We start from the raw sequence: 12600 nt of genomic DNA on the forward strand, positions 1-12600 counted from the left end.
CTCTTGATAAATTAAAAGCCTTTCGGTAATACAACAGAAAGGCTTACAGTTAATTTGCACCAGCGGTGGAAAAATCCCGGGCTGCGGTGCTTTGTTGTGCACTCGAAGGGAGTCGAACCCCTAACCTTCTGATCCGTAGTCAGATGCTCTATCCAATTGAGCTACGAGTGCTTTCCGAAATGGAATGCAAAGATAGATTTTTAAACTTTCGCTGCAAACTTTTATTCAAAATTATTTTACAATTTCGGCAATGGCCTCAAAATTTGGCAGTTGACCGGCATCTTCAAGCACCTCGGCATAAATGATATTCTGCTCTTCATCAATTACAAAGGCAGCACGTTTTGATACACCTTTAAGGCCCATCACAAACTGATCATAAATTGCGCCGTAAGCTGTTGATACTTCCTTATTAAAATCAGAAAGGAGATCAAACTGGTAATTGTTCTCTTCTTTAAACTTGCCTAAAGTAAAAGGCGAGTCAACAGAGATGCCCAATATAGTAGCGTTTAAACCGTCATAGTACCCAAAGCTATCGCGCATAGTACAAAGCTGCGTTGTACAAACACCTGTAAAAGCCAAAGGGAAAAAGTGGATAATTACCTTACGGCCTTTAAAATCGGCCAGTGAAACGCTTTTTAATGCTGATGAAATTAAAATGAACTGAGGGGCCGGCTGGCCAATCTGTAATGACATAGTATTGTTTTTTAACAAATGAATAAAAATAAAACGAGTTAAATACAAGCTTGTCATTTTTTAACATTGAGATGTTGATATAAGCATTGTCCTGCGTTTTGAGGTCGGCGGTTCAATAAAACTAAAAAATTAGTTAACATTGCTTTATAACTAAAAGATTAGTTTTAACTTTATAGCATAAACCTTTTATGCTATGATCAGGAACTATTTTAAAACTGCGTTGCGTAGCCTGCTAAAAAACAAGGGCTTTACTTTCATCAATATTTTAGGCTTGGCATTGGGACTGGCCATTTGCCTGCTTATTACATTTTACGTAATCGATGAGCTGAGCTATGATCGTTACAATACCAAACACGAAAGAATTTATCGGGTAAATACCGATCTAAAGTTCAGTGGTACACTAACTGAATATGCCACAACGGCTATCCCGGTTGCCAATGTCTTAAAAACCGAATGCCCTGAGGTTGAAACGGCGGTACGTATCACCCCCGCCCTAAACATTCGCTTTAAAAAAGGCGATGAAATTGTGCGCGAAGACGGCGCTACATTTTATAGCGAACCCAATATCTTTGATGTATTTACCCTACCCTTACTTTCAGGTGATCCGAAAACAGCTTTAAAGGAACCTAACACAGTGGTTATTGCCGAGTCGATGGCTAAAAAATATTTTAACCACACCAATGTTGTAGGGCAAACTTTGTTTTTAGTAACCAGCGGCACATCGCTCAAAATAACCGGGGTAATGAAGGATATCCCGGTACAATCACATTTTAAGGCAAACTTTTTGCTGGCGGCAGGCCCTATTGACAATAATGCCCCATGGAACAGGTTAACAGCCTTTGCTACCTATGCCTTGCTTAAACCCAACGCAAACATCAACCGCCTCGAATCAAAGCTTAACGCGGCGATGCAGGAAGGGTTAAAAGGTTCAAGCACCATGAACTACAGCAAATTTACAGCAGGCGGCAATTATTTTAAGCTGAGCCTGATGCCGGTAACAGATATCCACCTTAAATCAAACCGGGTGATGGAACTGGGAGCGAACGGCAATAGTCAGTACGTTTACATTTTTGCAGCGGTGGCGGTTTTCATCTTGCTGCTGGCCTGCATCAATTTCATGAACCTGTCTACAGCACGTTCGGCCAATCGCGCTCGTGAGGTTGGTGTACGTAAAGTGTTAGGCTCATCCCGCATCCACCTCATTTTCCAGTTCCTTGCCGAATCACTGATCGTGACATTTGCGGCGGCCATTATAGCAGTGCTGGTAGCCTGGGCTTTACTACCCTTATTCAATCATTTATCAAATAAACAATTAGTCATAAATACACAAACTGCAACCTGGCTATTGCCTGCTTTATTAAGTATTGTTATTATAGTTGGAGTTTTGGCTGGTTCATACCCTGCATTTTTCCTTTCAGCTTTTCAACCAATCAATGTTTTAAAGGGGAAGATCTCAACTGGTTTCAAGGGTGGGGCTTTCCGCAGTATGTTGGTGGTTTTCCAATTTTCGATTTCAATATTTCTGGTGATTGGCACTTTGGTTATCTATAACCAGCTTAATTATATCCAGAATAAAGATCTTGGTTTTAACCGAAACCAGGTGCTTATCCTTAATAATGTTAATACATTAGAGCACCCCGAATTGCTAAAACAGCATATTAAACAGCTGCCTGGAGTTGCGAATGCAACGCTAACCAGTTTTCTGCCTACCGCCAATAACAAGGTATTAAACTATGTATCTCCCGGTGAAAAAAAGGAGGGCCAGTCAACCCAGTTCTGGAAAATAGATGAAGATTACATTAACACCATGGGCATGCAGATAAAGACCGGCCGCGGGTTCTCGGGGGAGTTTAAAACGGATTCAACAGCTATGGTGATCAATGAAACCGCAGCTAAAGTATTTGGCTATGGCGATAATCCGATTGATAAAACCATAACAACCGGCACGGGAGATAACATAAAAAAATATCATGTAATTGGCGTGGTAAAAGATTTCAATTTCAGTTCGCTACGGGATAACGTAACACCATTGGTGATGACACTGGATAACGATTGGCTGGCGCGCTTAAGCATCCGCGTAAATACCCATAACCTGCCTGCCCTGATGGCACAAATAGAAAAAACATGGAAAACCATTGCCTCTAACGAACATTTCGACTATTCATTTATGGATGCCGATTTTGATGCGCTGTATCGTACAGAACAGCGCATGGGGCAGCTTTTTATAACGTTTACAGGTTTAGCCATTATAATTGCCTGCCTCGGTTTGTTTGGCCTTACAGCTTACGCTGCCGAGCAGCGCAACCGGGAGATCGGCATTCGTAAAGTATTAGGTGCAAGTATCACAGGTATTGTAAGTATGTTATCGAAAGATTTTATAAAACTGGTGATTGTATCGTTTGTCATAGCTACCCCTTTGGCCTGGATAATCATGAATAAATGGTTGCAGGGCTTTGCCTATCGACAGAATATTAATTGGTGGGTACTGATACTGGCAGGTACTGGGGCTGTGCTTATTGCTTTTGCTACCATTAGCTTGCAATCGTTCAGGGCGGCAACAGCTAACCCGGTGGAGAGTTTGAGGAGCGGGGACTAGTTGATTGACTTCCGGCCCGGCAAGTATGAGAGGCAGGCCAAATAAAGCAAATGCCACTTGTTACAATTTCGACATGGAGATGATGGATAGCTACGGTCTTTTTATTGCCTTATGAAATTAACATTTAACTCATAGCTATATCTTAAAAACCCTTAATTGCAATATCCGTAGAAAGTCACAAGTAGCCACCACTCCAATCCCCCTGTCATACTTGCGCCAGAAAATTTTCAATGCAAATTATTTCGTCCTAACTTAGCTAACAACGTTATATCCATGAAAGCAATAGTGATCACCCAACCCGGCGGCCCCGGGGTTTTGCAGCTTGCCGACAGGCCAAAGCCGCTTATCGCACCCGATGAAGTGCTAATAAAAGTAATGGCAGCGGGCATTAACCGGCCCGATGTATTTCAACGCAAGGGAAATTATCCGCCGCCTGCCGGTGCATCTGTGGATATTCCTGGGCTGGAGGTGGCCGGTACCATTGCCGAAGTTGGCGAAGCAGTTTCCCGCTGGAAAATCGGCGACAAGGTTTGCGCACTGGTTACCGGCGGTGGTTATGCCGAATATTGTAAAGCGCCCGAAGGCCAATGCCTCCCTATTCCTTCAAACTTAAGCTATCCTGAAGCAGCCTCTCTCCCCGAAACATTTTTCACTGTATGGAGCAATGTTTTTGATCGCGCTGCCCTTAAACATGGTGAATCGTTATTGGTGCATGGTGGATCAAGTGGTATAGGTGTTACGGCTATTCAAATGGCCAAAGCATTGGGCAGTACTGTTTATGTAACGGCCAGCTCAAATGATAAATGCAGCTTTTGTGAACAAATAGGTGCTGATAAAGCTATCAATTATAAAACAACCGACTTTAAGGAAGAGATTAAAACAATAACTAACAGTAAGGGTGTTAATGTAATATTAGATATGATAGGCGGCGATTATCTGCCGGGCAATATAGATTCGTTGGCGGTTGAAGGGCGCCTGGTGATGATCAATGCTATGAATGGCCGTGAAGTACAGCTTGACCTGGGCAAAGTGATGGCAAAAAGACTGATTATTACCGGATCGATGTTACGCAGCAGAGAAACAGCTTTCAAAGCAACTATCGCCCAAAACCTCGAACAAAAAATATGGCCATTGCTATCATCAGGAAAAATCAGGCCCATAGTGTATAAAACTTTCGATGCCGGCGATGCTGCCGAAGCTCATAAACTGATGGAAAGTAATACTCATACAGGCAAAATTGTATTGACTTTTGTGCAATAAAGGCAAACAATTAACAATGTTGAAATTATCCTTTAAAAAACTTGGTACACTATTTAAATAATTGGATAGAAATCTTAACTTTGCGCCTCTGAAATAGCATCTTATACATTCCTGTAACAAATGATGTATGTGGCTGTTCAGTAAAAGCATTTTTTAAAAAACACCAGGTTATATATGCCAAACATTGGAAAAATTTCAAGGATCATTGGTCCGGTAGTTGACGTAAGTTTCGCTGATGACGCTCATTTGCCTAAAATTTATGACGCGTTAGAGATCACGAAAGACAATGGTCAGAAAGTTATTTTAGAAGTTCAGCAGCACTTAGGCGAAGATCGTGTACGTGCTATCGCGATGGACTCGACCGACGGCTTGTTGCGCGGAATGAAGGTTTTAGATACCGAAGCTGCTATCAAAATGCCGGTAGGCGATAATATCAAAGGCCGCGTATTTAACGTGGTAGGTGATGCTATCGACGGTATCCCTGATCTTGACAAATCAAATGGTCGCCCTATTCACGCAACCCCTCCAAGGTTTGAAGACCTGTCTACCGAAACTGAAGTACTTTTTACAGGTATCAAAGTTATCGACCTTTTAGAGCCTTATGCAAAAGGTGGTAAAATTGGTTTATTTGGTGGTGCCGGTGTAGGTAAAACAGTATTGATCCAGGAACTGATCAACAACATCGCTAAAGCTTATGCAGGTTTATCTGTATTTGCAGGTGTTGGTGAGCGTACACGTGAAGGTAATGACCTTTTACGTGAGATGCTTGAATCAGGCATTATAAAATATGGCGACGCTTTCATGCATTCGATGGAAGAAGGCGGCTGGGACCTATCTAAAGTAGATACCGAAGCCATGAAAGATTCAAAAGCAACATTTGTGTTCGGTCAGATGAACGAGCCTCCTGGTGCACGTGCACGTGTGGCCCTTTCAGGCTTAACTATTGCCGAGTATTTCCGTGATGGCGATGAAGATGGTAAAGGCCGTGATATCCTTTTCTTTATCGACAACATCTTCCGCTTTACCCAGGCAGGTTCAGAGGTATCAGCGCTATTAGGCCGTATGCCATCAGCAGTAGGTTACCAGCCAACACTGGCAACTGAGATGGGTACCATGCAGGAGCGTATCACTTCAACCAAACGGGGTTCAATCACATCTGTACAGGCCGTTTACGTACCTGCGGATGACTTGACCGACCCGGCGCCGGCTACAACCTTCGCCCACTTAGATGCTACTACCGTACTTTCACGTAAAATTGCCGAGCTTGGTATTTACCCTGCGGTGGATCCATTGGATTCAACCTCACGTATCCTTAGCCCAGCTGTTTTAGGTGATGAGCACTACAATACAGCTCAACGCGTTAAAGAAACTTTACAACGATACAAAGAGCTTCAGGACATCATCGCCATCCTTGGTATGGACGAGCTTTCTGAAGAAGATAAGTTAGTTGTATCACGCGCCCGTCGTGTTCAGCGTTTCTTGTCACAGCCGTTCCACGTTGCCGAGCAGTTCACCGGTTTAAAAGGTGTATTGGTTGACATTAAAGATACCATCAAAGGTTTCAACATGATCATGGACGGTGAAGTTGACGAATATCCTGAAGCAGCTTTCAACTTAGTTGGTAACATCGACGACGCTATCGAAAAAGGCAAAAAGCTGTTGGCTGAAGCTAACGCTTAATAAGAAGCAAGAAAATAAGATTCAAGAATCAAGAACAGGAAAACCCTGCTTCTTGGTTCTTAAATCTTGAATCTCAAAAAGCATGACATTAGAAATTCTTACTCCCGATAAAAAAGTTTACGAAGGCGAGGCCACCTCGGTAACCTTACCTGGTGCTTTGGGATTATTTGAAATACTGAACAACCACGCCCCTATCATTTCCACCCTTCAGGATGGCAAACTTACCGTACGCGGTGGTGCAGCTAAAGAAGAAGTGTTTTTTATTAAAGGCGGTGTTGTTGAAGCATTGAACAATAAAGTAACTGTTTTGGCCGAAGGTATTCAGCACAAATAGGCGCTACTTTATAAAATTTATATAAAGCGCCCGGGTATGATTATCCGGGCGCTTTTTTTGTTGGGTGATTTTGATTGCAGATATAAGTTTAAGCATTCACTCTTAATCGTGTACACACCTTTATAAATGGGCCTCTATTTTCAATCATAACCACCCTTCCTCCCATTTCAGGCAGAAAATCGACAACTTACTATGCATGCATAAAAAACATACCAAATACCGTTTTGAACTTTGGTATATTTCATTAAAAATTTTATATCTTTATAAATAAAAATTACAGAATTAAATTTTACAAAACACAAATAATTAAAATAAAATACTTATTTCAAAAAATCAGTGGCGACTATTGCTATTACATGACGCGATAGCTACCTTACATATATTGATTTTCGATACCAAGTAAACCAGTATCATCGACAAAATTAAATACTAACACTGTCTACATATCTAATAAAATGAGTTCATCATCAGATACCACCAACGCTATAGAATTGAACAAGTATAGCAAAACCTTTACCCAAGACCCAACGCAGCCGGCCGCACAGGCTATGCTTTACGGGATCGGCTTAACCGACGACGATATGCGCAAAGCACAGGTCGGCGTGGCCAGTATGGGCTACGATGGCAATACTTGCAACATGCACCTTAACGACTTGGCTAAACTGGTTAAACAAGGTATCTGGGATGAAGACATGGTAGGTTTGATTTTCCACACCATTGGCGTAAGTGATGGCATGAGCAACGGTACCGAAGGCATGCGTTACTCATTAGTGAGCCGTGATATCATTGCCGATTCAATTGAGGCTGTAACCGGCGCTCAGTATTATGATGGCTTGATTACCCTGCCGGGCTGCGATAAAAATATGCCGGGCTCCATCATGGCTATGGGCCGTTTAAACCGCCCGTCGATCATGGTTTACGGCGGTACTATTAAACCCGGTCATTGGAAAGGTGAAGACCTGAACATCGTTTCGGCATTTGAGGCTTTGGGCAAAAAGATTGCCGGCCAGATAGATGACGTTGATTTTATGGGCGTTATTAAAAATGCCTGTCCAAGCGCGGGTGCCTGCGGTGGTATCTATACAGCCAATACCATGGCTGCCGCTATTGAGGCATTGGGTATGAGCTTGCCGTACTCGTCATCAAACCCGGCATTAAGCGAAGATAAAAAAGCAGAATGCCTTGCGGCCGGTAAAGCCATTAAGGTATTGTTAGAGAAAGATATTAAACCATCAGACATCATGACCCGCGCGGCATTTGAAAATGCTATTGTTGTGATTATGGTATTAGGCGGTTCAACCAACGCGGTATTGCACCTGATTGCAATGGCCAAAAGCGTTGACGTTAAATTAACTCAGGATGATTTTCAGGCGGTAAGTAACCGTATCCCGGTACTGGCCGATATGAAGCCAAGCGGTAAATACATGATGGAAGACCTGCACAACATTGGCGGTGTTCCGGCTGTAATGAAATACTGTTTGGAGCAGGGCTGGTTAGATGGAAGCTGCCTTACCGTTACCGGCAAAACCATTGCCGAAAACCTTGCCGAAGTTCCGGCACTGGAGTTTGAAACTCAAAAAATCATTAAACCTGTTGAAAACCCGATCAAAGCTACAGGCCACCTACAAATCCTATACGGAAACCTTGCCGAAGGCGGCAGCGTTGCCAAGATCAGCGGTAAAGAAGGTGAGCGTTTCACAGGCCCTGCCCGTGTATTTGACGGCGAGTTTGAACTGATTGCAGGCATCCAGAGCGGCCGTGTTAAAAAAGGCGATGTTGTGGTGATCCGCAACGTAGGTCCTAAAGGCGCGCCGGGCATGCCGGAAATGCTGAAACCAACCTCAGCTATATTCGGTGCCGGTTTGGGTAGTTCGGTAGCATTAATTACAGATGGACGCTTTAGTGGCGGTACGCATGGCTTCGTCGTCGGTCACATCACACCCGAGGCTTACGATGGTGGTTTTATAGCGATGGTAAAAGATGATGATATAATTCATATTGATGCTGTTGCCAATACTATAAACGTTTCGCTACCGCAAGAAGAAATAGCCGCACGTCGTGCCGCATGGCAAAAACCGGCGCTGAAGGTTACCAAGGGTGTGTTATACCGTTACGCTAAAAACGTAACTACCGCTGCCGAAGGCTGCGTTACCGACGAATAAGAACATTGAACAAAATGGCCGTAAAAAACTGCCATGAATAAAGTGAACACAAGCTTTACGCGTTCATTTTAGCAAATTAGAGAGAAATAGCGTAAAATCAATTTAGCCCCTAAAAAGGGCTATAAATATAAAAAATTACAGGTATGGAAGTTGCACAAGAAACACTAACCGCACCCGCTGCCACCGAGACCGTACAGGTTTCCGGATCGGTAGCATTATTGGAAGCATTGATAGCCGAAGGTACCGATACCATTTTTGGTTACCCAGGTGGCGCCATCATGCCCATTTATGATGCTTTGTTTGATTACAATGATAAATTAAACCACATACTGGTGCGTCATGAACAGGGCGGTATTCATGCCGGTCAGGGTTATGCGCGTACATCGGGCAAAGTGGGCGTAGTATTTGCTACCAGCGGTCCCGGCGCTACTAACCTGGTAACAGGCCTGGCCGATGCCCAGATTGATAGCACACCGCTTGTTTGTATCACCGGGCAGGTATTCGCTCACCTTTTAGGTACCGATGCCTTCCAGGAAACTGATGTGATCAACATTACTACTCCGGTTACCAAATGGAATTACCAGGTAACTGATGCTACCGAAATTCCCGAGGTTATTGCCAAAGCATTTTACATTGCACGCAGCGGCAGGCCCGGCCCGGTATTGATCGACATTACCAAAAACGCGCAGATCCAGCTGTTTGACTTTGCAGGCTACAAACCTTGCGATCATATCCGTAGCTACAGGCCAAAACCTATTGTTCGTACGCAATACATTGACGAAGCTGCTGCTTTGATCAACAATGCTAAAAAGCCGTTCATCCTGTTTGGTCAGGGTGTTATTTTAGGTAGTGCCGAGCAGGAGTTTAAAGCTTTTGTTGAAAAAAGCGGCATCCCTGCAGCATGGACTATCCTTGGCGCCGGCGCAATCCCTACAGATCATCCTCAAAACGTTGGTATGTTAGGTATGCATGGTAACTATGGCCCTAACGTTTTAACTAACGATTGCGATGTGCTGATTGCCATAGGTATGCGTTTTGATGATCGCGTAACCGGTCGCCTGGACAAATATGCCAAACAAGCTAAAGTAGTTCATTTGGATATTGACCCGGCTGAGATCGACAAAAACGTAAAATCAACCGTACCTGTTTGGGGCGATTGCAAGGAAACATTGCCATTGCTAACCGCAGCCATCGCAAAGAAAGAATACCCTGAATGGCTTGCCAAATTTAACGACTACACCAAACAGGAAGTTGAAGCAGTTATTCATAACGAGCTTAACCCAACCACCCCGGAAATGACCATGGGCGAGGTGATCAAACAGCTTAACGAGATCACCAAAGGTGAAGCTGTTATCGTTACCGACGTAGGTCAGCACCAGATGGTAGCCTGCCGTTACGCGCAGTTTAATAACACCCGCAGTAACGTAACCAGCGGTGGCCTTGGTACTATGGGCTTTGCGCTCCCAGCCGCTATCGGCGCCAAATTTGGCGCGCCAAACCGTACTGTAGTAGCTATTATTGGTGATGGTGGCTTCCAGATGACCTGCCAGGAATTGGGTACCATTATGCAAAGCGGTGTTGATGTAAAGATTGTTATCCTTAACAACCGTTTCCTGGGCATGGTAAGGCAATGGCAGGAACTGTTCAACCAGCGCCGTTATTCGTTTGTTGATATTCAAAGCCCCGATTTTGTGGCATTGGCTGCTGCATACCGCATCCCCGGCAAACTGATTGATGACCGTGCCGATTTAACTACAGCATTAAACGAAATGCTGAGCACACCGGGATCATTCCTTTTAGAAGTAATGGTAACCAAGGAGAACAATGTGTTCCCAATGGTACCACAAGGATGTAGTGTAAGCGAGATCAGGTTAAAGTAAAACGCCCCCTAACCCCCTAAAGGGGGAACAAAAAGACAAAGTCATGAGCGAACCAGAAGAAAAACAGGAATTTAACATAACGGTTTATACAGAAAACCAAATTGGCTTATTAAGCCGGATAGCTATTATATTTACACGCCGAAAAATCAATATCGACAGCCTGAATACCTCTCCATCGGAGATTGACAGTATTCACCGCTTCAATATCGTGATCAACGAGTCGGAAGATGTGGTGCGTAAGCTTACCCGCCAGATTGAAAAGCAGGTAGAAGTATTAAAAGTATATTATCACACCAACGAAGATGTGATATGGCAGGAATTAGCGTTATATAAGGTATCAACCGATGTAATTGCTGAAAAGGTTAGTGTTGAACGTTTATTACGCGAAAACGGTGCCCGCGCGGTAGTGATCCGTAAGGACTATACCGTGTTTGAAACCACCGGTCACCGCGAGGAAACAGATAACCTGATCAACATTTTACAGCCTTACGGCCTCATAGAGTTTGTACGCAGCGCACGTGTTGCTATCATTAAAGACAGCGATGGCTTTAATCGCAAGCTCCGCGAGTTTGAAAGGCTTGAACCAGGTGAGGACGTGATTGAAAACGAATATCTGAACCAGGGACAGAAGGTGTTTACGATGTAAAGCGCAAAGCTTAAGGCTTAAGGCTGAAAGCCGAAAGCTAAAAAACGTCATTGCGAGGTACGAAGCAACCCCAAACTATACAGAGCGGATCTGCAAATCGGGGATTGCTTCGTACCTCGCAATGACGGGAATAAAAGAAAAGAAAGTTAAATTACTCATACAATAAAATCGGCGAGATCACCATCAATCGGTGAAATCCCAAAAATCAAAAAACAATGGCAAAACTAAATTTCGGCGGCACTGAAGAAAACGTAGTAACCCGCGAAGAGTTCCCTTTATCAAAAGCTCAGGAAGTATTAAAAGATGAAGTTGTAGCGGTAATTGGCTATGGCGTACAAGGTCCGGGTCAGGCATTGAACCAAAAGGACAATGGTATCAACGTAATTGTTGGTCAGCGTAAAGGCACCAAAACATGGGATAAAGCTATCAGCGATGGCTTTGTACCGGGCGAAACCCTTTTTGAAATTGAAGAAGCTTTAGAAAAAGGAACTGTAATTTGCTACTTATTGAGCGATGCAGCCCAAATCGCGTTGTGGCCAACTGTTAAAAAACATTTAACTCCAGGCAAAGCCCTTTATTTCTCTCATGGCTTTGGTATCACTTTCAACGAGCAAACAGGTATCATCCCTCCTGCTGATGTCGACGTATTCCTGGTTGCCCCTAAAGGTTCAGGTACTTCATTACGCCGTATGTTCCTGCAAGGCCGTGGCTTAAACTCAAGCTACGCTATCTTCCAGGATGCTACAGGTAAAGCATTTGAGCGTGTTATCGCTTTAGGTATTGCCGTAGGTAGCGGTTACCTGTTCGAAACTAACTTCAAAAAAGAAGTTTACAGCGATTTAACCGGCGAGCGTGGTACTTTGATGGGCTGTGTTCAGGGTATCTTTGCCGCTCAGTACGAAGTATTGCGCAGCAATGGTCACTCACCATCTGAAGCATTTAACGAAACCGTTGAAGAGCTTACCCAATCATTAATGCCGCTTGTTGCTGAAAACGGTATGGACTGGATGTATGCAAACTGTTCAACTACTGCTCAACGCGGCGCGCTTGACTGGTGGAAAAAATTCCGTGATGCTACTAAACCTGTATTTGAAGAGCTTTACGAAAGCGTTGCTACAGGTAAAGAATCACAACGTTCAATTGATTCAAACAGCCAGCCAGATTACCGCGAAAAACTGGATGCCGAACTGAAAGAATTACGCGAAAGCGAATTATGGCAAGCAGGCAAAACAGTACGCAGCCTACGCCCTGAAAACCAGGTTGTAGAAGCGTAATAAATTAGGTGAAAGCCGAAAGGTTAAAGGCGAAAGCCTTAAAATAAAACTCACCAACACGTCATTGCGAGGCAC

Annotated in this window: 9 protein-coding genes and 1 tRNA gene; 8 read left to right on the forward strand and 2 right to left on the reverse strand. The window is 43.8% G+C overall.

Annotated elements, in window-relative coordinates; all coding sequences use genetic code 11:
* Nucleotides 1-97: 97 nt before the first annotated feature.
* Nucleotides 98-171 (reverse strand) — tRNA-Arg (locus SNE26_RS18975).
* Nucleotides 172-231: 60 nt separating this feature from the next.
* Nucleotides 232-693 (reverse strand): peroxiredoxin, encoded by a 462-nt coding sequence (locus tag SNE26_RS18980; RefSeq protein WP_321555482.1) that lies wholly within the window; start codon nt 691-693, stop codon nt 232-234.
* A 193-nt stretch (nt 694-886) separates the two neighbouring features.
* Between SNE26_RS18980 and SNE26_RS18985 the strand changes: the two genes are divergently transcribed.
* The 8 genes from SNE26_RS18985 (at nt 887) to ilvC (ending at nt 12525) form a co-directional block, all read left to right on the forward strand.
* The gene (locus SNE26_RS18985; RefSeq protein ID WP_321555483.1) at nt 887-3289 is read left to right on the forward strand and encodes an ABC transporter permease; all 2403 of its coding nucleotides are present in this window, start codon (nt 887-889) and stop codon (nt 3287-3289) included.
* 273 nt (nt 3290-3562) lie between these two features.
* Nucleotides 3563-4549, forward strand: coding sequence for an NAD(P)H-quinone oxidoreductase (locus tag SNE26_RS18990; RefSeq protein ID WP_321555484.1), 987 nt, complete (start codon nt 3563-3565; stop codon nt 4547-4549).
* A gap of 174 nt (nt 4550-4723) precedes the next feature.
* A complete protein-coding gene (gene atpD / locus SNE26_RS18995) occupies nt 4724-6229 on the forward strand; it encodes a F0F1 ATP synthase subunit beta (protein WP_321555485.1) in 1506 nt (501 codons plus the stop codon).
* A gap of 82 nt (nt 6230-6311) precedes the next feature.
* A complete protein-coding gene (gene atpC, locus SNE26_RS19000) occupies nt 6312-6563 on the forward strand; it encodes an ATP synthase F1 subunit epsilon (protein WP_091174059.1) in 252 nt (83 codons plus the stop codon).
* A 455-nt stretch (nt 6564-7018) separates the two neighbouring features.
* Nucleotides 7019-8725 carry a dihydroxy-acid dehydratase gene (ilvD, locus tag SNE26_RS19005; protein WP_321555486.1) on the forward strand — a complete coding sequence of 569 codons (1707 nt, stop codon included), beginning with the start codon at nt 7019-7021 and terminating at the stop codon, nt 8723-8725.
* A 143-nt stretch (nt 8726-8868) separates the two neighbouring features.
* A complete protein-coding gene (ilvB, locus tag SNE26_RS19010) occupies nt 8869-10605 on the forward strand; it encodes a biosynthetic-type acetolactate synthase large subunit (protein ID WP_321555487.1) in 1737 nt (578 codons plus the stop codon).
* Nucleotides 10606-10648: 43 nt separating this feature from the next.
* Nucleotides 10649-11251 carry an acetolactate synthase small subunit gene (gene ilvN, locus SNE26_RS19015; protein ID WP_121231791.1) on the forward strand — a complete coding sequence of 201 codons (603 nt, stop codon included), beginning with the start codon at nt 10649-10651 and terminating at the stop codon, nt 11249-11251.
* A gap of 215 nt (nt 11252-11466) precedes the next feature.
* Entirely contained in the window at nt 11467-12525 is a 1059-nt protein-coding gene (gene ilvC, locus SNE26_RS19020; RefSeq protein WP_321555488.1) for a ketol-acid reductoisomerase, read from the forward strand.
* Nucleotides 12526-12600 lie beyond the last annotated feature (75 nt).

It is taken from the genome of Mucilaginibacter sp. cycad4 (genome assembly GCF_034263275.1).
Classification (GTDB): domain Bacteria; phylum Bacteroidota; class Bacteroidia; order Sphingobacteriales; family Sphingobacteriaceae; genus Mucilaginibacter.